This window comes from Leeuwenhoekiella sp. A16, assembly GCF_047946675.1.
Classification (GTDB): Bacteria; Bacteroidota; Bacteroidia; order Flavobacteriales; family Flavobacteriaceae; genus Leeuwenhoekiella.
In genome coordinates, this window is the sequence record NZ_CP172313.1 from 1,805,356 (window position 1) to 1,829,403 (window position 24,048).

Consider the following 24,048-nt stretch of genomic DNA (forward strand, 5'->3'; position numbering starts at 1 on the left):
TATGAGTTTCTAGTTTAGGTTAGTCATTTACAACTTCTGTAGTGGGTTTCTTGCTTACTTTTTCCTGTAACCATTGAAATAATATGAACAGAATAGGTATTACAAAGACACCCAGAATAGTACCTATAAGCAAACCACCTACAGCGCCTGTACCTATTGATCTGTTACCTGCTGCACCCACACCACTTGCGAGTACCAGAGGAGTAAGACCTAAAATAAAGGCAAATGAGGTCATTAAAATAGGACGTAAACGAGCTTTTGCTCCATCAATCGCAGCATCTACAATGCTTTCACCACTTCTGCGGCGTTGCAAAGCAAATTCTACAATAAGAATCGCATTTTTCGCCAGAAGGCCTATTAACATGATCAATGATATCTGGAAGTAAATGTTATTCTGTAAGCCTGCCAGTTTTGTCGAGATATAAGCTCCAAAAACACCCAGAGGCAATGATAATAGCACAGAGAATGGAAGTAAATAACTTTCATATTGAGCAGCAAGTAAGAAGTAAACAAAGACAATACATAGAATGAAAATTGTTGTTGTCTGGTTTCCTGCATTTACCTCTTCACGAGTAAGACCTGAGTAAGCCGCGGTGTAATTATTGGGCAGCGAACTCACAACTTCTTCTACTGCCGCAATACCATCACCACTACTAAAACCAGGATTCATCGCTACATTCACTTTAGCTGAATTGAAAAGATTGAAACGTGTAACTGATTGTGGGCCATAAACCCGGCTAAGAGTAACAAACTCTTTCACCGGAGCCATCTCGCCACTTCCTGTTCTTACATAAAGCGAATTAAGATCACTTTCTTCAGCTCTGTCTTCTGGAAGCGCCTGCATATAAACGCGATATTGCTTACCAAATCTTGAGAAATCTGCTGCATAAACACCACCTACATAGCCTTGAAGAGTAGAAAATATACTACTAATAGGAACGCCCAGTTCTTTCGCTAAAGGCACATTTATATCCATTTGATATTGAGGATAGCGTGTGTTGAAAGATGATTGAGCATATTGAACCTCAGGTCGCTGTGTAAGCGCATTCATAAATTCCTGATTTGCCTGGTCAAGATCTGTAAAAGCTCCTGCAGAACGGTCTAATAAATTCACCTCAACACCAGAAGACGCACTAAAACCCGGAATACTAGGAGGTGAAAAGAATATCACATTTGCTTCCGGAATTGTCGCTGCCATACCAAAGAGTTTACCGGTGATAGCTTCTATACTTACAGAATCATCTGTACGCTCATCCCAGTCATCTAAACGAATAAATCCTAAACCATAGTTGCTACCTGCGCCACTCAATAAACTACGACCTGTAATAAAAGAAGCTCCCTGTACCCCAGGCATGTTTATGATGTTTTCATATAGTGTCTGGCTTACTTCTGTGGTTCTGTCTAAAGATGCACCTGCAGGAAGTTCAAAATTTATAAATATGATTCCACGGTCTTCATCAGGCACAAATCCTGTAGCTGTGGTTGTAGACGACCACCAGATACCACCAACGGCGAGTACTAGAATAACAGCTGTGATCCATTTATTGCGATATAAGAAACTAAGTGATCTGCCATAACGGTGAATCGTTGCATTAAAGCCTCTGTTGAAAGCAGCATAAAAACGCTGAAGGAAATTTTTCTTTTTATCATGTTCATGCTCATCGTGTGGTTTAAGGAATAAAGCACATAATGCAGGACTCAAAGTCAATGCATTTAGCGCTGAAATAAATATTGCCACAATAAGAGTTACACCAAACTGCTCATAAAATACACCTGTAGGTCCTTGCACAAAAGTTACCGGCACAAATACCGCCGCCATAACCAGTGTGATCGATATGATCGCTCCAGAGATCTCGTGCATGGCATCAAGAGTAGCACCTTTAGCCGTCTTTGCCCCTTCATCTATTTTGGCGTGCACCGCCTCTACAACTACGATAGCATCATCTACCACAATACCAATTGCCAATACAAGTGCAAAAAGAGTAAGTAGATTGATTGAGTAGCCAAAGAGGTTTAAGAAAAAGAAAGTTCCTATAATAGAAACCGGAACCGCAATGGCAGGAATCAAAGTTGACCTGAAATCCTGAAGGAAAACAAATACCACAATGAACACTAATATAAATGCTTCGATAAGGGTATGAACCACCTTATCAATAGATGCATTTAAGAAGTTATTTGTATCATAAGGTATAAATATCTGTATACCTTCTGGCAATGTTGCTCTGGTATCATCAAGTTGTTCCTGTATTGCGTCAATTATATCTCGGGCGTTAGAACCTTTGGTTTGAAAAATACCCATGTTCACACTTGGGTATCCATTTGTAGTAGAGCCACCGCTATATGATTGTGCGTCAAGCTCTATACTTGCAATATCTTTTAATCGTAAAAATTGACCATCTCCCAGCGCTTTTATAATTATATCACTGTACTGATCTTCAGTTTTAAAACGCCCCGGGTATTTAATAACATAAGAAAATGCTTCCCCGTTGTTTTCACCCAAAGATCCCGCAGCAGCCTCAAGACTCTGTTCTCTTAAAGCAGCAGAAACATCTGCCGGTACAAGATCATATGCGGCAAGTTTATCAGGCTCTAGCCAAATACGCATGGCATAATCCTTACCGCCAAATACATTTACGCTACCCACACCGTTTATCCTTTGAATTTCAGGGATAACATTTATCTGAAGGTAGTTTTGTATAAAAGTATCATTATAGTCCTCATTGGTACTATAAAAGGAAAGGTACATCAACGCACTTGTTTGTTGCTTTTGCGTAAGTACACCTGTTTGTTTAACCTCCTGTGGCAATAACGGGTTTGCACGAGCAACTCTGTTCTGCACGTTTACCGCTGCAATATCAGGATCTACATTTTGATCAAAGAAAACCGTGATCTCTGCAGTACCATTGTTAGTAGCAGTTGAGGTGATGTAGGTCATACCTTCTACACCATTTATTTGCTCTTCTATAGGGATAATAACGCTTTCAAGTATGGTTTCTGCGTTAGCACCAGGATATGATGTTGTCACCTGTATGGTGGGCGGCGCAATATCTGGATATTGGGTGATAGGAAGGGTCGTTAAACCCAGAACACCCAATATGACTATTATAATAGAAATTACTGTCGAGAGAACAGGTCTTTCAATGAATGTCTTTAGCATGATTTTCTTTTTCTATTATTTGAATACCTTGTTCATAGGTTTAGCGATACTGTCAAAAGGTACTTCCTGAGGTTGTATTTGTGCATTGCTTCTTAACTTGCCTACACCTGTGGCTACAATACGGTCACCTTTTTCTACACCAGAGCTTACAACATATAGATTATCAACTTCTGTAGAAATGGTGATCTTTGTAGAGATGGCAGTATTATCTGCACCTACTTTATATACGTAAGTAGAACCCTGTTGCTCATAAGTAGATTGCTGCGGAATGACAACTGCGTCTGTATAATTTTGTGGTATTTGAATTTTACCGCTGTTTCCGTTAGATAAAATCCGGTTAGGATTGTCAAAAACCGCTCTAAATGACACAGAACCGGTGTTATTATTTACCATAGAGTTAATAGTCTCTATAGTTCCTTCCTGATCGTAAAAGGTGTTATTTGCTAATAGCAATTTAACTTTAGGCAAATTTTTGATCTTATCTTCTATGTTTTCACCATCAGTGTTCTGGATGAAATCTAAATATTCTTTTTCATTCATAGAAAAGTAAGCATACACTTTACTTATATCTGAAACTGTAGTTAAAGGCTGCTGGTCCTGAGGACTTATTAAAGAACCTTTGCGTAAACGTATTGATCCTACAAAACCATCTACAGGGCTTTTAATATTAGCGTAATCTATGTTTGCAGCGATACTGTTGTAGCCACTTTTGGCTTGAGCCAATTGTGCTTTTGCTGTTTCCAGCTGTACTTCGCTAATAATGTTTTTTTCTACCAGAGGTTTCAGTTTATTAACTTCAACCTGCGCAGCATTTACATTAGCCTGTGCAGCATTAGCTTCCTGAGTAAGAGATTGGGTCTCTAGTTTAAATAAGGTTTGTCCTTTTTTTACTTTTTGCCCTTCATCTATTAAAACATCTGTGATGTAGCCGGAAACTTTAGCTCTTACTTCGCTATTTACAATTCCTTCAATACTTGCAGGATACGTTTTATAAGCAGTCACACTTTGTGTAGGTATTTCTATAACCGGAAAAGGTAAAGCCTGGGGAGCAGCCTGCGCTTGCTGTGCGCTATTATCACCATCACCGCAAGAGGCGAGGGTGAATAAGGCTCCTAATATAACCGGTATAAAATAGGGTATTGATCTTTTTTTCATGTCGTGATTGATTAGTCTTCTTTGATTTTTGTGGAAAGTTTTTCGCGTAAGCGTTTTATTGAGGAACTAGCCTGCTCAAGAAAAAGCAGATAGTCTGTGTGAAATTCTAACTCAAATTTTGAGTCGTCATCCTGGGGTAAATGTTTATTGATCTCTTTCTTATATTCCATGATCTGCAAATGCAGGTCTTTTTCTTTTTCCCAGGTGGCAACCATTTCATCCATTTTAAGTATCATACTATCAGGATGCATGATAAAATACTTTTTGCGATCGCCGCACTTCGTATAATAAGAGATGCGATTGCTTTGTTGTAAATTATTAAGATGTGTTGAGACGGTACTTTTACTGGCGTTCAGGTCTGCAACGAGTGCATCAAAGCAGCAGCCTTTTTTTCCCGTGAGAACTAATGTTGACATAATACGCGCCGCAAGGGGGGCAAATTGATCCTTACATTCTATGTGAACGCCCAGGCGTTCTATAAGACGTTCTTTTTGTTTTTTTAACTCCTCAGACTCCATAAATTCATTTTGAACGGCAAAACTACGTTTAGTTCGGTTTTAATCGAACTAAACGAAACTTAAAATTTTGTTAATTTCTTCTCGTCTGTTTTTTGAATATTTCAAACTCATCAGACTTGATAATAAAGCCAAACCTGATCATGCTTTTATATTCCTGATAATCTATTAAACTCTCTGTATAGCCCGTAAACCACTCAAGCATAATAAATTGATTAGGCATTTTAAACGGGCGATAGAGAAGTTGAGTTTTAACAGCACCTTTCCAGTCCCATCCCCATCCTTTACGCATAATTACATTTAAAATGAGTTTTTTTGGTTTGATGTCATAACTAATATTTGCCTCACCCAGACCTATGTAATCTAAAAGATCAGGATTGTCTGTTTTGTATAAAAATGGTAGCCACCCTTTAACTTGTAATGTTGTGCGGTCATTTAACTGGGTGTGATAGGCGAGAGATAGATTGTTCCAGCTACGGGAAAAAATACTGTCACGACCATTAGATTCATGTTCTAGTTGTAGAATGGCAAGACCATTCACTTGATCATCTTTATTATAAAGTGGTTTGCCCAGACCCAAGGTGGGATTAAAATTGATCTCCTCAAAAGGACTGGAAAATTGATAAATATTCCAGAAGGCTTTTTGGGTATAGGTGAGAAATAAATAACTATCCAGCGGTAGTGTATTTCGCGTAAGCAATAATTTAAAACTTATCTGGTATTTAGCATCTGTAGAAGTACTGTTAATGCGCTCGTGAGTAGGAATACCAGTTATAAAATAATTGTTTTTGTGAATGGAAAACGCGGGCATTTTCTGTATCGTATCATCTACTTCCTCGCGTGAGAGTGCCTGGGCTTCCAGATTGAAAGAATGAAAGCTCAAGGCGAAAAAAAATAAAACAGATAAAACAGGTAGTATTGCGCGCATGTTTCAGATTTGAAAATGCGAAATTACAAACAGTTCGGTATTTCCCGAACTACGCAAACTTAAGCTTGTGTTAAATTAAAAATCAGCTATTTCTAGCTGATTTTTAATGCTTTAATGCCGATTTTTAATAAAGTTTTACTTAGAATAAATACCTATATCAAGTTTACCATTGGCATCCATATGTGCTCTGTACATTCCGGCAGTATTAAATTCCATGGCGACGTTACCATCTTTATCCATGGCAACAATGCCGCCTGTACCGCCCATTTTTGTGAGTTTACCCTGAATTACATTTTTAGCCGCCTGCTCAAGAGTCTTACCGGCATATTCCATCTGTGCCGAAATATCATAAGCTACAATACCGCGTATAAAATATTCACCCCAGCCTGTTGACGATACTCCGCAAGTCTTATTATTAGCATAAGTACCAGCGCCTATTATAGGTGAATCGCCAATGCGGTTGTATTTTTTATTGGTCATACCGCCTGTAGAAGTTCCCGCAGCTATATTTCCGTTTTTATCAAGAGCAACGCAACCTACGGTACCAAATTTTTCATCTTTAATAAAAGGATCGTAGAAGGCAGATTTATTATCGTCATCAAGTTCTATCGTTTCTCTCTTTTTAATATCCATAAGGGCATCATATCTCTTTTGGGTAAAAAAGTAAGAAGGGTCAACAATTTCTAGTCCGCGCTCTTTTGCAAATTTATCTGCGCCTTTACCGCTCAACATTACGTGGTCTGAATTTGTCATAACCTCATAAGCAAGATTAATAGGATTTTTTACTGTAGTAACACCGGCGACAGCACCTGCGTTAAGGGTTTTACCATCCATAATAGAAGCATCTAGTTCATTTATGCCGGCATTTGTGAAAACTGCTCCTTTAGCCGAATTAAAAAGTGGCGAATCTTCCATCACATTTATGGTACGTTGCACAGCTTCCAGACTACTACCGCCATTTTTTAGGATCTCATGACCTGTTTTTATGGCTTTTGTAAGCATTTCTTTATAGGCCGTCTCCATAGAGTCGGTCATATTTTCTTTTAAAATAGTACCAGCGCCACCGTGTATGATAAGGCCAAAGGTATTTTGAGTAGTGTCATTTGCGGTTGTGGTGTTTTCTTGAGTTGTATTGACCGTAGTTGATTCATCACAAGAAAGTAAAAGAAGAAATGGGCATAGAAGGAGGAATATCTTTTTCATCGTAAACAGCTTTAGAGGTGAAAGATAGAAAAATTGAAATTCATAAAACTGTTAAACAAAATGACATTTCGCATTAGAAAATCCTGAATTAATTAAATAACCGATAAACGGCACGTATAAAAAGTTTAAAAGCGTTAAAATTTAATTAAAATGACCAACTATTCGATGAAATACACGTTTACTGCGTTTAAACGCTTTTTTTATTCAGTTATATCTATTACTATTGTAGTGTAATAACTCATAAGCCCCAAATTATGAAATTGATACTACGAAGCATATTCGCTATGGCATTGCTATGCCTTTTAGCCTCTTGCAGCAAAGACGATGAACTTGTTGCCAGCGAGATAGATATGATTGAACTTGCACCTAATTTAGAGGTAGAAGGTCAATTTGCAGCAGCTGTTTTAGATGAGATTAATCTGCACCGTGAGTCTATGGGTCTTTCAGACCTACAACCACATTCAGATTCTGAATCTCAGGCAGTAGATCACTCTAAGTACATGGCTTCAAAACATCAAATAAGCCACGATAATTTCTTTAAGAGATCAGATTATCTTAAATCTAAAGGGGCAGACAAAGTAAGTGAGAATGTAGCCTTTGGCTATGACACTCCAGAAGATGTTGTTGCAGCGTGGTTAAAAAGCCCGGGTCACAGAGCAGCACTAGAAGGTGACTTTACACATTCTGGGATCGCAGTTGTTAAGACTGCAACCGGCGTTACTTACTTTACAGAGATTTTTGTAAAAGAATAAACAATAAATAAATATTACCCCCATTAGCAGGCGAGAGCCTGCTTTTTTTATGCTTAAAAACGAGATTTTTCATGTATTTGAGCAGATTTTTTAAAAGCACCGTTAGTTTTTAAACACATACTTATATTGTATTTTTAACCTAAAATATCAACATGGCGATAGCAAAACCTTTTAATCTTACAGCATGGGTCAATGAGAACAGAGATCTTTTAAAACCACCCGTGGGGAATAAGAATCTTTACAAAGATGCAGATGATTATATCGTCATGGTGGTAGCAGGGCCTAACGCGCGTAAAGATTACCATTATAATGAGACCGAAGAACTTTTTTATCAGCTGGAAGGAGAGATAGAGGTGCATGTTCAGGATGAGGGAGTTAAGAAAACTATGAAATTAGGACCCGGTGATATGTATTTGCACCCGGCAAAAGTGCCGCATTCGCCTGTGCGAAAAGAAAATTCTATTGGTCTGGTTGTTGAGCGAAAAAGAGCAGACCTTGATGGAAAAGATGGTCTTTTATGGTTTTGTGATAATTGTAATCATAAACTATATGAGGTTTACTTCCCGTTAAATGATATAGAGGAGGATTTTTTAAAGCACTTTAAAATATTCTACGGCAGTGAAGAATTGCGTACCTGCGATAATTGCGGGCATGTGATGGAAGCTGATCCTCGTTTTGTGAGATAAAACTGAAATAATTTCAGGCCGATTTCTTCAATTTTTAACCGATTTTAGGTACAAACTACCCGATAATTACAAAAACAAACATGGTAAGCATAGATAAAGTTTTAGCAGATCTAGAAATAACTCCTATAAACGCAGGCTCTTCTACGGGGAGTAAAAGATATGACTCAGGCGACGAGATCGCTTCATATTCTCCTGTAGACGGTAAATTGATCGCTAAAGTTACTACCACCACAAAAGAGGAATATGAAACTGTTGTAGAAACTGCTAAAGAAGCTTTTAAAGAGTGGCGACTAAAACCTGCGCCTCAGCGCGGGGAGATAGTTAGGCAATTTGGTGATGAGCTGCGCAGATTAAAGCAGCCACTTGGCGAGCTGGTAAGTTATGAAATGGGCAAATCTTTGCAGGAAGGTCTGGGCGAAGTGCAGGAAATGATAGATATCTGCGATTTTGCGGTTGGTCTTTCGCGACAGCTTCACGGCTTAACCATGCACTCAGAGCGTCCCGGTCATAGAATGTACGAGCAATACCATTCACTGGGGATCGTGGGTATAATTTCGGCATTTAATTTTCCTGTTGCTGTCTGGGCGTGGAATACGGCACTTGCGTGGATATGTGGCGATGTTTGTATCTGGAAACCGTCAGAGAAAGTGCCTTTGTGCGGCATCGCCTGTCAAAAAATTGCAGCTCGTATTTTTGCTGAAAATAATCTTCCGGAAGGTATTTCATGCCTGATCAATGGTGATTACAATGTGGGTGAATTCATGACGCAGGATTCAAGAATTCCGCTTATTTCTGCGACCGGTTCTACGCGTATGGGTAAAATTGTAGCCAGTACCGTGGGTTCACGCCTGGGTAAATCTTTACTTGAATTAGGAGGAAACAATGCAATAATAGTAACGCCAGATGCAGATATTAAAATGACCATTATTGGTGCCGCTTTTGGTGCTGTGGGCACTGCAGGGCAACGATGCACTTCTACCCGCAGATTAATAATTCACGAGTCTGTTTATGATCAGGTAAAAGAAGCTTTAGTAGCGGCTTATAATCAGTTGAAGATAGGTAATCCTTTAGATGAAAATAACCATGTTGGGCCGGTTATAGATAAAGACGCTGTTAAAATGTACCGGGCTGCGCTCGAAAAAGTAGTCGCCGAAGGTGGAAATCTGCTTGTTGAGGGCGGGGTTTTAGAAGGTGAAGGTTATGAAAGCGGTTGCTATGTAAAGCCAGCTATAGCCGAAGCTGAAAACGATTTTGAGATCGTGCAGCATGAAACTTTTGCGCCTATTCTCTATTTGCTAAAATATTCTGGAGATGTGACTAATGCGCTTGAACTGCAAAACGGTGTAAATCAAGGCCTTTCTTCTGCTATCATGACAAATAACCTGCGCGAAGCAGAACAATTCTTAAGCGTTACAGGCAGTGACTGTGGTATTGCAAATGTAAATATTGGTACATCAGGGGCAGAAATAGGTGGTGCCTTTGGCGGCGAAAAAGAAACCGGTGGCGGTCGTGAAAGCGGCTCTGATGCGTGGAAGGTTTATATGCGCAGGCAAACCAACACCATAAATTATACGACAAAATTGCCCCTTGCACAGGGAATAAAATTTGATCTTTAATTTAAGGATAATAACAAACTACCTGATTTTTAGCTTTTAAAGCCGAAAATAAGCCGGTTTAAACCGATTTTTCTCAGTATTATATTTCAGGAAAATCGGTTGTTTAGTGCTAAAAATCGCTCTAATTGCGCCCATTTTCCTCAGGATACAGCGTGTGTACCGGGTCACTTTGCCAGTATTCTTTAGTGTCAACATCCATAATTGTAACCGGACCTTTAAAAGCGGCACCTGTGTCAATATTCCAAATTGTGGCAATATTAACCGGCGTGGTTTCGCCTATGCGAGTAACGGGAGTATGCCCAATATAGATCTCTTTGCAATGTGTAAGTCGCTTGGGATAGCGCGGGTCACTTTCTGTAATTGAGGTGTCCATCGCCAGCGCCATTTCCCACAGCGTGCGATCCCAATAATAAGTGACGCTGCTGTATTCATATTCTGGCCCGCTTTGGTTTTGAAAACCTGCGTGTACAAATAATCTGTATTCAGTATCCAGATGATAATCTATAAGTGATTCATAGAATTTTTTGTGAGCGGCTTTCTCTTTTTCAGAATAGCCTTTATAGGAATCAATTGTTGCTACACCACCATGTCGCATCCAGCTTTCATTATAATCTGCACCGCATAACCACTGGTACACAAGATCATCGTGATTGCCTCTTAAAAGTGTGCAGGTTTGCTTTCGCGAAAGCGTTAATAAGAATTCTACAGTAGGAGCACTTTCACTCCACCCATCAACATAATCACCTAAAAATATAAGGTGGTCATCCGTTTTAATTTCGGCTCTTTTAAGGGCTTGTTTTAAGCCTTTTAAACCACCATGTATATCACCTATTACCAGAGTTCGTCCCATTAATTATATTTTACTTTTCTAAGAATGCGCATATTCTCTTTGTAAGAATCATAGAGTTTTCCGCCTATTTTTCTAAGGAAAGGGCGCGCTTCTTCCAGTTTATTTATTGCTTCTTCAAATCCGTTTAAATAACAGATAAGATATGTTGAGGCCAGGTTTGCAAGATCATCATTCTCACCTTTATTAAGAGCGGTGTCAGCTTTAAGTTTTTGTAAAATTACATTGTTGTTGTTGTAAATGTGATGCAGCAACTTCTTGTCATAAAGCGGAGGCTCAAAAGCAAGTTTGCTGTCTATGCCGTAAAAGCCATTTTCTTTAAATGTAATCGTTAATTCTTCTAAAGGGTAATATTTAAAGTTGTTCTGAAGCCCCAACAATACATATTCTAAAATGGTAAATGTATCTTCTGTTATCGTGATCGAGACTTCGTCAAGCGCCGAATAAAACAGGCGCACCTGCTCATTAATAAGCTCAATATCTACGCGGCTGTAATACGTTTTATCCTTAACCTTTTTTTGATGCCCGGCCCAGCACACCACAAATTGCTCTTTAAAAACCTTATAATTGGTATAAAGATCTTTGTGGCGGTTGTTTATAAAATCGATTACACCATTTAAAGTAAGTTCTATGCTGTTGCGCGCATGATTTTCTATTGTGGCAACGATAGAACTATTGACGTCTTTTATCTCGATATCAAAAACCTTGGGCATTGAGATGCTGCCATCTCTAAAGAAAACACTGCCGCCCCAGTATTTCCAGATATTCTTCCGCAAGGCTGTCAATCTGTTAGTGGGTCGTATAGTTACTAGGCCTACCACCAGATCTCGGGGTAAATTGGGAAACGGAATATTTTCGTAAGAAATAAGCGGCGGATTTGTAAGATAGGCGTTTACAAGATTTTGAATTTTGCTATCGTCAAAAAACGGAACTCCTGTGATTTCATTTGTGTCATCTTCTACACCTATAACTATGTAGCTGTTGTTTTTAGGATTAGAATTAGAGAGAGCACAAATGTGCTTTAAGAACTTCGCTTTACCTTCTTTAGTACTAATGTCAACTTTCCGCTTTTTATCATAAAAACTATTCTCGTCGTTATGAGCAAGCAGGTTTTTAATGAGTAAGCGTTTGTTGATCACAGTTTATCCTATATTAAAGTAGTTTTGATAGTTATGTATAATTAAGACATATCTTTCAAGAATAGCAAAGATTAACTTGTCTTTTTATTCACCACGGTACTACTTGCCTGGTCTGTGCTCATCACTACAAGATCTGCGATATTTACATGTGCGGGTCTGGAAACCACAAAATAAAGTATATCTGCAATGTCTTCTGCAACAAGGGGTGTAAAGCCTTTGTAAACATTTGCGGCTTTGTCTTTATCCCCCTTAAAACGCACTTCGCTAAAAGACGTTTCAACCATACCCGGGTTTACAGCTCCCACACGTATATTGTATGGATTTAGGTCTATGCGCATTGCCTGATTTATTGCGTCTACAGCATGTTTACTGGCACAATACACATTACCTTTTGGATAGACTTCTTTGCCTGCGGTTGAGCCTATGTTAATAATGTGACCGCTGTTGCGCTCTATCATCTGCGGGATAATAGCTTTACTTACATATAATAAGCCCTTCACATTTATATCAAGCATAGCGTCCCAGTCATCCGTTTCACCGTCCTGAATGGTATCCATCCCATAGGCATTGCCTGCATTGTTAATCAGGATATCAATTTGAGCGAAATTTTCATGAAGACTTTCTATTGCAGAGAAAACATCTTTCTTTGTTCTAACATCAAAGGTGAGTATATGAACATCTACAGAGGATTTCAGTTCTTCTTTTAAATCTTTAAGTTTTTCCTTATTTCGCCCACAAATGATGAGGTTGATACCGTGTTTAGCAAATTCTGTTGCAGTTGCAAGGCCTATACCGCTACTTGCACCCGTTATTAAAGCAGTTTTTTTTGTCATTAATCTATTTTTAAATTCTTTTCAATCAAAGGGTTGTAAATTCAGGTATTTATTTTTTCAGATCGGTGGGGGATTTGTTTGCAACATCACCTTTTTGCTACAGTCTATGGATTAGATAGAAATAGGCACTGTTTTTTGCGAATTTAGCAGCAAGAGGCATGGGCAGAATTTCTTATTTTCAAAACTTGAAATTACAGAGATTGAAATTAGAAAAACCCTTGAAAACCCTAGTCATTAAAGATTTTTTTAACCTATTGTTAACAAGGTGTTCTGTAATAAAATTGAACATTGCAGAGTTGTTAACTGCACAAAATTATACCAAATATTATGGAAGATACCAATACAGCCATTGACATTGGGGCCATTAATGAAAAAATAGAAAGAGAAAGTGCTTTTGTAAAGATTCTTACCCTTGAGATGAATAAGGTCATCGTAGGGCAAAAGCACATGGTAGAACGCTTGCTTATTGGCTTGTTGGGTCGCGGGCACATACTTCTAGAAGGAGTTCCCGGGCTTGCAAAAACACTTGCAATAAATACACTTTCTAAAGCAGTTCACGGTAGTTTTAGCCGTATACAGTTTACACCAGATTTATTACCGGCAGATGTTGTAGGTACGCTTATCTACAATATGAAGCTGAATGATTTCAGTATTAAGAAAGGTCCTATTTTTGCCAATTTTGTGCTTGCAGATGAGATTAACAGGGCTCCTGCTAAAGTGCAGAGTGCTTTGCTTGAAGCTATGCAAGAGCGTCAGGTGACGATAGGTGATGAAACCTTTATTCTTGATAAGCCATTTTTAGTAATGGCAACGCAAAACCCGGTAGAGCAGGAAGGTACTTATCCTTTGCCAGAAGCTCAGGTTGACCGTTTTATGCTAAAAACGGTAATAGATTATCCTAAACATGCAGAAGAGCAACTCATCATACGCCAGAATCTTAAAGGTAGTTATGAGCAGGTTAACCCTGTGGTTTCTATAGAACAGATATTGAGAGCGCAGGAGGCTGTGAGAGATGTTTATATGGATGAAAAGATAGAAAAGTATATACTTGATATTGTCTTTGCCACACGTTACCCTGAAAACTTTAAGCTTGCAGATCTTAAGCCTTTAATAAGTTTTGGAGCATCGCCTCGAGGAAGTATAAACTTAGCAACAGCTTCTAAATGTTTTGCGTTTATACGCGGAAGAGGATATGTAATACCAGAAGATGTGCGCGCTATTGTACACGATGTGCTACGCCACCGTATTGGTATTACTTATGAAGCTGAAGCTGAAAATGTAACTACAGAAGAGATCATTAACAAGATCGTTAATGAAATAGAAGTGCCATAGAGGCTGATTTTTAACCTTTTTAGGCCGATTTTAACCCTGATTTTTGGGTTTTTTGGAAGCTTTTAAATACAATTAGCTGCATACTCAAATCATGGATACTAAAGAATTACTCAAAAAAGTACGCAAGATAGAGATAAAGACCAGACGCCTGTCTGATCATATTTTTGGCGGAGAGTACCATTCTACTTTTAAAGGGCGTGGTATGACCTTTAGTGAGGTGCGGCAATACCAGTTTGGTGATGATGTGCGTAGTATTGACTGGAATGTGACTGCCAGGTATAGTGAGCCGTATGTTAAGGTTTTTGAAGAAGAACGCGAACTTACAATGATGCTCATGGCAGATGTAAGTGGTTCAGAATTTTTTGGTACAGATCAGCAATTCAAATCAGAAATTGTTACAGAAGTTGCTGCGACGCTGGCTTTTTCGGCCATGCAGAACAATGACAAAATAGGTCTCATTTTATTTTCTGATGGGATAGAACTTTATATTCCGCCCAAAAAGGGGAAATCACACGTACTCAGGATTATAAGAGAATTGCTTGAGTTTGAGCCTAAAAGTAAGAAGACAGATGTTGCTCAGGCTTTAAAGTTTTTGTCAAATGTGATGAAAAAGAAAGCTATAGTTTTTGTGCTTTCAGACTTTATTGCAGATGAGTACAGAGATACACTAAAAATAGCATCTGGTAAGCACGACATAACCGGGATACGTATTTACGATCAGCGCGAGGAAGAAATTCCCAGTCTGGGCGTGGTGCAGATGGAAGATGAAGAGACCGGCGAACTTATGCTTGTCAATACTACATCAAAAAAAGTGCGATCAAATTACGCCGCTTTTTACAGAGATAAGGTTAAGTACTATGAAGAAACCTTTAGACGCAGTGGCGCCGGAGTTATAGATGTGCGCACAGATGAAAGTTATGTAAAAAAACTCTTGGGCTATTTCAAAAGAAGAGGATAACAGGAGAAGAAAGATGAATTATATATTGAACCCCAAAACAAAAATAAAAGGCCACTTTAAAATATCACAAGCTAAATACGCCTTCTTCTTTTTTGCCATTTGCTTTATTTTTTCAGTTGATTTGCATGCGCAGCAAGTTAAGGCTGCTATAGATTCTACTTCTATAAAAATAGGTGAGCAAATCAATTACTCTGTAGAAGTTGTAACAGATTCTACAGATCTTGTCGTTTTTCCTGAAGGGCAGAGTTTCTCGCCATTAGAAGTTATAGAATCTTATAAAGTAGATACTTCTTTCGCTCAGGCGAAAGTTAAACTTTTAAAGAAATACGGCTTAACGCAATTTGATAGCGGTTCTTACACCATTCCGCAGCAGCGCATTATTATAAATGAAAAACCTTTTCTTACAGACTCAATGCAGGTAGAAGTAGCAAATGTTGCTATAGATACTACAAAACAAGGGTTGTATGATATTAAGCAAACCATAGAGGTAGAAAGAGCAATTAGCAGGTTCTGGGAATATGTTCTCTGGGCCCTTGGTGTTTTATTTATAATAGGAGCTTTCCTGTTTTGGTTAATTAGAAGAAGCCGCAAAAAAGCGGAAGCAGAACGTAAATTACCTCCTTTTGAGCAGGCGCTTTTATCACTTAAACAACTGGATGAAGAATATGAAACGCCCAGCAAAACGGCAGATCAGGCGACTACAAAAGTTTATTATTCACGACTTACAGATATTGTAAGAAGATATCTCAATGAAGAGGTCTATGATCGCTCTATGGAAAGTACGACCAGCGAACTTATCAACCGCTTATACGTTGAGCGCGACACCCATAAAGTTGAACTGAGCAACGAGACGATAAAAAAATTACAAAAGGTTTTAGAAACCGCAGATCTTACAAAATTTGCAAGAATAAGACCAGAAGAAGGAAAAGCAGAAGCAGACAGGCTGGTTGTAGAGCAGGTTGTAAAAGAGACTAAAGAAGCTTTACCAGAACCTACAGAAGAAGAATTAATGCGTGACGAGGCCTACAGAAAAGCCTTAGCAAAGCGCAGACAAAGACGACTTATTTTTACCAGTATTTTGGGTGTTCTGGCAATTCTGGTTATCTCTGCCGGAGTCTTAATTGCTATTAAAGGTTTTGATTATGTAAAAGATACGTACATAGGTCATCCTTCTAAAGAATTGCTTGAAGGAGACTGGATACGTAGTGAATATGGTTATCCTGCTGTAGCCGTTTCTACACCTAAAGTTTTAAGAAGAGTAAACCTTCCTATTCCTAAAGAAGCGCAGGGGCAGGTAGAAATGAACACATTTGCTTACGGTAGTCTTGTAGACAGACTTTCAATTATAGTCAATAACACGAGATTTGGTGGTAAAAACGAGGCAGACCTGCAAAAAGCGACAGATGCTATGATGCAGACATTAGAAGGTGCTGGAGCTAAAAATCTGCTGGTTAAAAGTGAAAAATACACGACTCCTAATGGGGCAGAAGGTTTAAAAACATTTGGTTCTGGAGATTTTCCTGAAGAAGGTAAACCGGGTGAATTTACTAAAGGTGAATATTTAATGCTTTCATTTACGACGCCAGGTGTCATACAACAGATCGTGGTTTCCTGGAGAAAAGATGATCAATATGCCAAGCAGATAGCAGATCGTATTATAAATTCTGTAGAACTTCAAAAACAAGTAAACTGATGTTTGATAATTTTGAATTTTTACATCCTCAATGGTTTTGGTTATTCCTGTTAATTCCAGTTGCAATAGCATGGTATTTCTGGAAGCGTAAAAAACTTACCGCAGAGGTTAAAATATCGAGCTTAAAAGGGTTTAAAACGGGTAGCGGTACTCTGGCAAAATTGCGGCCTATCTTATTTATTTTAAGGTTGCTTGCTCTTGCATTGTTAATCACAGCAATGGCTCGCCCACGTACAGTAGATGTCTCGACCAAAACAAAAACCACAAGGGGTATTGACATTGTTATCGCGACAGACGTTTCTGCAAGTATGCTGGCCAAAGATCTTCGGCCTAACCGCTTAGAAGCTTTAAAGGAAGTAGCTTCTCGATTTATAGCTGAGCGACCCAATGATCGTATAGGTCTTGTGGAATATGCCGGTGAAAGTTATACGCGCACCCCAATCACTAGTGACAAGGCGATTGTTTTGAGTTCGCTAAATGACATACGATACAACAATGTAATTGAAGGCGGGACGGCAATAGGAATGGGGCTGGCAACTTCAGTAAATAGATTAAAAGACAGCAAGGCAAAAAGCAAGGTTATCATCTTAATGACAGACGGTGTAAATAATGCTGGTTTCATAGATCCTGTTACGGCGAGTGAATTAGCAAAAGAATTTGGCATAAAGGTGTATACCATAGGCATTGGTACAAACGGAACCGCGCTATCTCCTATAGCAATACGCCCAGATGGAGGTTTTCAATACGGCAATATTCAGGTAGAGATAGATGAGGAGCTTTTGCAGAAGATAGCAGATGGTACGGGTGGTCGCTATTTTAGAGCGACAGATAATCAAAAGCTTGAAGAGATCTATGAAGAGATCAACAAACTGGAGAAAACAGACATTGAAGAATTTAAATTTACCAACTACGAAGAAGAATACAGACCGCTGGTGATATTAGCCGGTTTGCTGCTTTTAGGAGAGGTTTTGTTAGGATATACAGTGTTCAGGAGTTTTGTTTAAAGAAAGAGAATGTATTTACTAGAAGAAAAAATATGGTTTTGGTTAATGCTGGCAATTCCTGCTGTGCTCTTGCTTTTCTTTGGCTTGCAGCTCTGGAAGAGACGCGCTCAGAATAAATTTGCAAACAGAGAATTACTGCAAAAATTAACTCCGCAGCGGTCTAATTTCAAACCCATTTTAAAAGTTATTTTAATCTGCCTGGCTATTGCCTGTATGGTTATTGGTTTAGTTAATCCTAAAATTGGGACTAAACTAGAGACCGTTAAACGTGAAGGTGTAGATGTTGTTTTTGCCATAGACGTTTCAAAAAGTATGCTGGCAGAAGATATAGCCCCTAATCGTATTGAGAAAGCTAAGCAGCTGGTAGCACAGATCATAAATAATTTAGGCAGTGACCGTGTAGGTATAATTGCTTATGCAGGTAGTGCTTTTCCGCAATTGCCAATTACTACAGATTACAGCAGTGCAAAAATGTTCCTCAACTCGATGAACACAGATATGCTTTCCAGTCAGGGAACCGCAATACGCGAAGCTATAGATCTGGCAAAAACATATTACAATGATGAAGAACAAACAAATCGTGTTCTTATTATAATTTCAGATGGGGAAGATCATGCCGGTGATGCTGCAGAAATAGCAGAGTCTGCAGATCAGGAAGGTATACGTATTTTTACAATAGGTGTTGGTACAGAGAAAGGCGGCCCTATACCATTAAAAAGAAATGGGATTATAGAATCTTATAAAAAAGATCAGGATGGGGAGACTGTAATTACCCGTTTAGATGAAGAAACGCTACAGGAGATCGCCTCAGAGGCAAACGGAGAATATATTAATGGAAACAATACCCAGCAAGTGGTAGATGCCATTAAAGATAATCTCAATAAAATGGATAAGAAGGAGTTTGAGGCTAAGCAGTTTGCAGATTTTAAAGATCAGTTTCAGTGGTTTGTTGGTGCGGCATTATTATTGTTATTTTTAGATATATTCTTACTCGAGCGTAAAACGGCATGGGTAAGAAGATTGAATTTGTTTAACGAAAACAAAGAGAGAGCGTGAGAGAATTTCAGATAATAAATAAAAGCAAAGTATTATTCGGTTTAGGTATAGTACTTATTGGTGCTTGTAGTTATGCTCAAAAGGTAGATAACGGGAAGCCTGATCCTGCACTTGCAGAGGCTAATGATTTTGTAGCAGATGGTAATGAGCAGGTTGAGCAGAAACAGTTTGCTGTTGCAGAAGCATCATACAGAAAGGCAGTTGCAAAAGACCCGGCAAACCTTTCGGCGAAATATAATATGGGTAATAACTATTACCGTAATAAAAAATACGCAGAAGGGATGGATCGCTATCTGCAAGCCGCAGAAGTAGCCCAGACAAAAGAAGAAAGACATAAAGCCTTTCATAATCTTGGGAACGCTTATTACCAGCAAAAAGACTTCAAAAAAGCCGTAGAAGCATATAAAAATGCGCTGCGTAATGATCCTACAGATGAGGAAACTCGTTATAATCTCGCTCTTGCGAAAAAAGAGGAAGACAAAAATGGTGGTGGCGGTAATGATGATAATCAGAACAAAGACCAGAACCAGGATCAAAACAAGGACAATAAAGATAAAGAAGGCGATCAGGGCAAAGACAAAGAGAGTGACGACGGCAAGCCTAAGGAGAGTGATGATAAAGGTGACGAGAAGAAAGAAGACGGCGATCAGAAAAAAGACGATAAAGGCAAACCTGATGATAAAAAAGGAGATAACAAAGACGATGGAAAGCCTCAGGATCAAAAAGACCAGCAGCAGCAACCTGCAGAAGGTCAATTATCGCCACAGCAGGTAAAAAGCTTGCTTGAGGCCATGAAAAATGAAGAAAATAAAGTTCAGGATAAGATCAATGCTCAAAAGGTAAAAGGAGCAAAGGTAAAAACTGAAAAAGACTGGTAATTAAAGTTGAAGACAACGACCCAAAAACGAAAGGAAATAAGATGAAGATGAAGCTAGGATTTTTGCTTGTTCTTATTTTTACAGGGTTCACCACCTGGGCACAGGTAACCTTTGATGCTACTGTAAGTAAGAAAAAGCTAGGCATAAATGAACGTCTGCGTGTAGACTTTGAGATGAATAAGGATGGTGATAATTTTCAGCCACCCAGTTTTCAGGGATTTAATATAGTAGGAGGCCCCAATCAATCTGTAAGCAGACAATGGGTAAATGGAAAAAGCAGCTTTTCTAAGGTGTTTTCCTACTTTTTAGCCCCAAGAACCACCGGCGAGATGACCATTGGTCAGGCTGAGATTACAATAGATGGAGATACATACAAAACTGTGCCTATAACCGTTCAGGTTACAACGGCAGTAGATAAACCTAAAGACGGTAATAATGCAGAATATGTAGCCTCAGAGAATGTGCATCTTGTCGCAGAAGTTTCAAAATCAAATCCATATCTCAATGAAGCCATTACGGTGGTCTATAAATTGTATGTTTCTCGGGAAACCGCTGTAAGTGGGTGGAATGAAATTGACGCTCCTAAGTTTGCAGATTTCTGGAGTCAAAGTATAGATGAGAAACAGTTTAAAGTTTATGACGGTGAATACAATGGTGAACCTTACAGATATGTGATTTTGAGAAGAACCGTTCTGTATCCTCAAAAAACAGGTGAACTTACCATAGAACCTCTTGCTTTAAATATCAATGTAGATGTGCCTACAGAGCGCAGAGATATTTTTGGTCAACGTATTTCCAGACCTGCTCAGATCACTGTTGCCGCAAATAACCGTAAGATCACTGTAAAACCACTTCCAGAGAATGGAAAACCTGCAGATTTTAGCGGGGCGGTAGGAAGTTTTGATTTTAAAGTTAGCGCAGATAAGACAAAACTTGATGCTTCTGAAGCTTTAGATCTTGAGATCATGGCAAAAGGTAACGGAAATTTAAAACTCTTTAAATTACCAAAACCTAATCTACCTAATTCTTTAGAAGTTTACGAGCCACAGCATAATGAGAATGTACGCACTAATTTGAGCGGAATGGGCGGAAGCATTGCAGACAATTATACTGTTGTGCCACAAACAAAAGGAAAATACCCAATACCTTCAATTTCATTTTCTTATTTCAACCCAAAGACTGAAAGATACCAGACTATAACATCTGACGAAATTTTAATAGAAGTTGAGAACGGGCCGCTAACGGCTCAAAATTCTGAGAAGAGTAGCGGAGTTGCAAAAAGTAATGTGATTGCAAAAGATCAATTTAAATATATAAGTTCAGATACAGAATTGTATCCTAAAGATGAAGAGCAATTCTTTGCTTCTACAACTTTTTGGTCTTTAGTGGGAGCGCCCTTACTGCTCATACCGCTCGCGCTATTTGTGGCAGGAAAACGCAGAGCTTATAAGAATGATGTAAAAGGCAATCGCCTGCGCAAAGCAGATAGGCTTGCTCGTAAATACCTGGGTGAGGCTAAGAAGAATCTTGGTGATCAAAAGGTGTTCTATCTTTCTCTTGAGAAATCATTACACAACTACCTTAAGGCAAAACTTAACATCCAGACCAGCGATATGAGTAAAGAGCGCATAAGAGGTCTATTGATTAAGCAGGGTGCCAGCGAATCGTCTACACAAGAATTTATAAGCTTACTTGAGAATTGTGAGTTTGCGCGCTATACGCCGGCAACTTCTGTAGAGATGCAGCAGGATTATGAAAAAGCATCTAGAGTCATTTCAGAAATAGATAAGCAGCTATGAAAAGATTCAGTAATAAATTTAAATTAAAAGGGACACAGCAGGTTTTCGCTTTAAGCGCACTCTTATGCTTTATGTTAATTAGCAGTTTTGGTTTTGCTCAACAACCTACAGATCTTTTTGAGAAAGGAAATCAGCAATATGCAAATGGCGACTATCAGGAAGCTGTAAATAGTTATGAAGAGGTTGCTAAACAAGGTTACGAGTCTGCCGCTTTATATTTTAACCTGGCAAATGCGCAGTACAAATTGAACAGGATTGCGCCCAGTGTTTATTATTATGAGAAAGCCTTAAAGCTTGATCCCAAAAATAAAGACATACAAAACAATCTGACTTTTGCTAAAAATATGACTATTGATGCGATAACGCCTCTGCCTCAAAATACCTTTAAAAAATGGTATAATTCTATTTTGAGCTTGTTTACAATAGATGGCTGGGCTGTCGTTACCGTAATTCTGGTTTTTGTCTTCGTTTTTGCATTTATAGGTTATTATTTTACGGTACGTACCGGCATGAAGCGCTTGCTTTTTACCACTTCGTTTGTTGCATTGGGCTTGGCAGTTATAAGCCTTGCAATTAGTTTTCAGGCCAGATCTTTTGACAGAAATAACAGGCCGGCAATCGTTTGGTCTCCTGAGGCTGAGGTTAAAAGTGAACCTAACTTAAGAAGCGACCAGACATTTTTGCTGCACGAGGGAACCAAAGTTCATGTGCTTGAAGAAACCGATGACTGGAAGCGCATTCGCATAGCAGATGGTAAAGAAGGTTGGGTAACTAATACGGAAATAAAGGAATTATAGACCAATAACTAGCTTTTAATTTCCTGATTTTAGCCTGAAAATCACCGATTTTTAAAGGATTTCGGCGATTTTTTCAAGTACTCGGGCAACCATTTCTGCACCTGGATCTGGTACATCTTTTAGTGTATTTTCAGAAAGATAAGATGACCTTCCTGCGCTGGTATTTGTAACTTCTTTAGTAGAATCTGCTCCCTTTCTGGCTTTGTCACTTGCTTTTTTAATCGATTCTCCATGGGCTAAACTTTCAAAGGCGGGCTGAAGCGCATCTATCATTGTGCGCTCACCTTGTTTTGCACCGCCGTAATCCTGCATTTTTTGTAAACCTGCCAGAAAAGCTTCGCCTATATTTTGGTTTTCTTTTAAATGGCTTCCCGCACTGGTAAATAATAATGATAAAAGCACGCCGCTTGAGCCGCCTATCTCGCGAGATAATACTCTGCCTACTGTCGTGAAGAGTTGCGAAATATTATCATAAGGTAATTTGTCTTTAAGTTCTTTAAGTTTTCTTCCCGCTGTAGCGAAAGTTGAACCGGCATCACCATCTCCTACTTTTTCATCCAGGTCATTTAATTCTGCTTCAAGATCTATTAGATATTCTGCGATTTCCTGAACGATCTGTTTATACTTGTTGTTTTCTGAAGGTTCAAACTGAAGAGTTTCAGGAAGCTCTGGGCTTTTTAAATATTCGGGTTTAGCATATCTTCTTATATGCCAGTGAGCAATATTATTTTTAGCAGATAAAGCTTCTTCAATTTGCTCATCAAGCAAGACCATAGAAAGTGAAAAGCCATTCATGTTTAAAGAGGTCATCATTTGAGCTGGACCTATTATATAATCTACCTTAGAAGACAAATCAGTCTTAGAAAAGGAGTTAATAATAAGATTCATTTCAAGCGGTGTAACGCTGCCCAGATTATTAACCAGCAGGGCATATTTTCCATTTTCATCTGGTAAATATTCAGTGAGCTGTTTTTCAGCTTTTTCTATGAGGGCATCTGCTTGTTCCATCTCAATTCTCTCAACACCGGGTTCACCATGAATCCCTAACCCAAGTTCAGCTTCAGATTTTGAGAGCCTTGATTCCTCAGGGTTTTTAAACTTTTGGCCTTCAGTTAGTGAGAGTCCGATAGATATTGTATTATCTGCTACTTTTTGGGCAATTTTAGCCACTTTTTCAAGTGATTCACCCGATTTTGCCAAATAGCCGGCAACTTTATGTACAAAGAGCGTTCCTGCTAATCCGCGTTGTTGTGTGTCGAGTCCCAGAGCAATATCGTCGCCTACGGTAACAGTTTCAACTTTATGACCCATTTCTCTGGCTTGTTCTGCCGCAAGGCCAAAATTTAGACGATCACCAGTATAATTTTTTATAATAAGTAAACAACCTTTATCACCACTTACAGCCTCAATAGCCGCGAGAACCGCATCTACGGGTGGTGAAGCAAATATATCACCACAAACGGCTGCGGTAAGCATTCCTTCACCCACAAAACCGGCATGTGTAGGTTCATGCCCAGAACCACCGCCAGAGATGAGTGCAACTTTAGATTTGTCCCAGTCGTTACGCACAACGACTCGTATTTCAGGAAATGAATCGAGAACCGTAAGTTCAGGATTTGTTATCATTCCTAAAATGGATTCATTGACTACATCTTCAGGTTTATTTATAAAAAATTTCATGATCTCTCTTTTCTTTAAAT

General features: G+C 38.9%; 20 protein-coding genes. 11 read left to right on the forward strand and 9 right to left on the reverse strand.

What is annotated here, in order from left to right:
- Positions 1-19: 19 nt before the first annotated feature.
- From ACH3O9_RS07720 to ACH3O9_RS07740, 5 genes are all read right to left on the reverse strand, one after another.
- On the reverse strand, positions 20-3,157 hold the full coding sequence (locus ACH3O9_RS07720; RefSeq protein WP_416445944.1) for an efflux RND transporter permease subunit: 3,138 nt from the start codon (positions 3,155-3,157) through the stop codon (positions 20-22).
- Between the two features lie 15 nt (positions 3,158-3,172).
- On the reverse strand, positions 3,173-4,312 hold the full coding sequence (locus ACH3O9_RS07725) for an efflux RND transporter periplasmic adaptor subunit (RefSeq protein ID WP_416445946.1): 1,140 nt from the start codon (positions 4,310-4,312) through the stop codon (positions 3,173-3,175).
- An 11-nt stretch (positions 4,313-4,323) separates the two neighbouring features.
- The gene (locus tag ACH3O9_RS07730; RefSeq protein WP_416445948.1) at positions 4,324-4,830 is read right to left on the reverse strand and encodes a GbsR/MarR family transcriptional regulator; all 507 of its coding nucleotides are present in this window, start codon (positions 4,828-4,830) and stop codon (positions 4,324-4,326) included.
- A 70-nt stretch (positions 4,831-4,900) separates the two neighbouring features.
- Positions 4,901-5,755: a phospholipase A gene (locus tag ACH3O9_RS07735; protein WP_416445950.1), complete on the reverse strand. Its 855-nt coding sequence runs from the start codon at positions 5,753-5,755 to the stop codon at positions 4,901-4,903.
- Between the two features lie 135 nt (positions 5,756-5,890).
- Positions 5,891-6,958 carry an isoaspartyl peptidase/L-asparaginase family protein gene (locus ACH3O9_RS07740; protein ID WP_416445952.1) on the reverse strand — a complete coding sequence of 356 codons (1,068 nt, stop codon included), beginning with the start codon at positions 6,956-6,958 and terminating at the stop codon, positions 5,891-5,893.
- Positions 6,959-7,212: 254 nt separating this feature from the next.
- On the opposite strand from ACH3O9_RS07740, the gene ACH3O9_RS07745 reads away from it, so the two are divergent.
- The 3 genes from ACH3O9_RS07745 to ACH3O9_RS07755 all read left to right on the forward strand — a co-directional run bounded on the left by ACH3O9_RS07745 (position 7,213) and on the right by ACH3O9_RS07755 (position 10,012).
- Positions 7,213-7,710, forward strand: coding sequence for a CAP domain-containing protein (locus ACH3O9_RS07745; protein ID WP_416445954.1), 498 nt, complete (start codon positions 7,213-7,215; stop codon positions 7,708-7,710).
- A gap of 152 nt (positions 7,711-7,862) precedes the next feature.
- Positions 7,863-8,396, forward strand: coding sequence for a 3-hydroxyanthranilate 3,4-dioxygenase (locus ACH3O9_RS07750; protein WP_416445956.1), 534 nt, complete (start codon positions 7,863-7,865; stop codon positions 8,394-8,396).
- Positions 8,397-8,476: 80 nt separating this feature from the next.
- On the forward strand, positions 8,477-10,012 hold the full coding sequence (locus ACH3O9_RS07755) for an aldehyde dehydrogenase family protein (protein WP_416445958.1): 1,536 nt from the start codon (positions 8,477-8,479) through the stop codon (positions 10,010-10,012).
- A 121-nt stretch (positions 10,013-10,133) separates the two neighbouring features.
- On the opposite strand, the gene ACH3O9_RS07760 is transcribed toward ACH3O9_RS07755, so the two are convergent.
- The 3 genes from ACH3O9_RS07760 to ACH3O9_RS07770 all read right to left on the reverse strand — a co-directional run bounded on the left by ACH3O9_RS07760 (position 10,134) and on the right by ACH3O9_RS07770 (position 12,831).
- Entirely contained in the window at positions 10,134-10,862 is a 729-nt protein-coding gene (locus ACH3O9_RS07760; RefSeq protein WP_416445960.1) for a metallophosphoesterase family protein, read from the reverse strand.
- A complete protein-coding gene (locus tag ACH3O9_RS07765; protein ID WP_416445962.1) occupies positions 10,862-11,998 on the reverse strand; it encodes an ATP-binding protein in 1,137 nt (378 codons plus the stop codon). The genes ACH3O9_RS07760 and ACH3O9_RS07765 overlap by 1 nt, the downstream gene beginning before the upstream one ends.
- 71 nt (positions 11,999-12,069) lie before the next feature.
- Positions 12,070-12,831, reverse strand: coding sequence for an SDR family NAD(P)-dependent oxidoreductase (locus ACH3O9_RS07770; protein ID WP_416445964.1), 762 nt, complete (start codon positions 12,829-12,831; stop codon positions 12,070-12,072).
- Positions 12,832-13,158: 327 nt separating this feature from the next.
- Here ACH3O9_RS07770 and ACH3O9_RS07775 point away from each other — a divergent pair, with 327 nt between their 5' ends.
- From ACH3O9_RS07775 to ACH3O9_RS07810, 8 genes are all read left to right on the forward strand, one after another.
- Complete coding sequence (locus ACH3O9_RS07775; RefSeq protein ID WP_416445966.1) at positions 13,159-14,163, forward strand: AAA family ATPase; 1,005 nt, start codon at positions 13,159-13,161, stop codon at positions 14,161-14,163.
- 91 nt (positions 14,164-14,254) lie between these two features.
- The gene (locus ACH3O9_RS07780; protein ID WP_416445968.1) at positions 14,255-15,121 is read left to right on the forward strand and encodes a DUF58 domain-containing protein; all 867 of its coding nucleotides are present in this window, start codon (positions 14,255-14,257) and stop codon (positions 15,119-15,121) included.
- 13 nt (positions 15,122-15,134) lie between these two features.
- A complete protein-coding gene (locus tag ACH3O9_RS07785; RefSeq protein WP_416445970.1) occupies positions 15,135-16,814 on the forward strand; it encodes a hypothetical protein in 1,680 nt (559 codons plus the stop codon).
- Complete coding sequence (locus ACH3O9_RS07790) at positions 16,814-17,818, forward strand: vWA domain-containing protein (RefSeq protein WP_416445972.1); 1,005 nt, start codon at positions 16,814-16,816, stop codon at positions 17,816-17,818. Before ACH3O9_RS07785 ends, ACH3O9_RS07790 begins: the two co-directional genes overlap by 1 nt.
- 9 nt (positions 17,819-17,827) lie before the next feature.
- Positions 17,828-18,874 carry a vWA domain-containing protein gene (locus ACH3O9_RS07795; RefSeq protein WP_416445974.1) on the forward strand — a complete coding sequence of 349 codons (1,047 nt, stop codon included), beginning with the start codon at positions 17,828-17,830 and terminating at the stop codon, positions 18,872-18,874.
- A complete protein-coding gene (locus ACH3O9_RS07800) occupies positions 18,871-19,752 on the forward strand; it encodes a tetratricopeptide repeat protein (protein WP_416445976.1) in 882 nt (293 codons plus the stop codon). The genes ACH3O9_RS07795 and ACH3O9_RS07800 overlap by 4 nt, the downstream gene beginning before the upstream one ends.
- Before the next feature lie 41 nt (positions 19,753-19,793).
- The gene (locus ACH3O9_RS07805; RefSeq protein WP_416445978.1) at positions 19,794-21,551 is read left to right on the forward strand and encodes a BatD family protein; all 1,758 of its coding nucleotides are present in this window, start codon (positions 19,794-19,796) and stop codon (positions 21,549-21,551) included.
- A complete protein-coding gene (locus ACH3O9_RS07810; RefSeq protein WP_416445980.1) occupies positions 21,548-22,348 on the forward strand; it encodes a tetratricopeptide repeat protein in 801 nt (266 codons plus the stop codon). Before ACH3O9_RS07805 ends, ACH3O9_RS07810 begins: the two co-directional genes overlap by 4 nt.
- A 51-nt stretch (positions 22,349-22,399) precedes the next feature.
- Here ACH3O9_RS07810 and ACH3O9_RS07815 read toward each other — a convergent pair whose 3' ends face one another.
- Positions 22,400-24,028, reverse strand: coding sequence for a dihydroxyacetone kinase subunit DhaK (locus ACH3O9_RS07815; protein ID WP_416445982.1), 1,629 nt, complete (start codon positions 24,026-24,028; stop codon positions 22,400-22,402).
- Between the last annotated feature and the right edge of the window lie 20 nt (positions 24,029-24,048).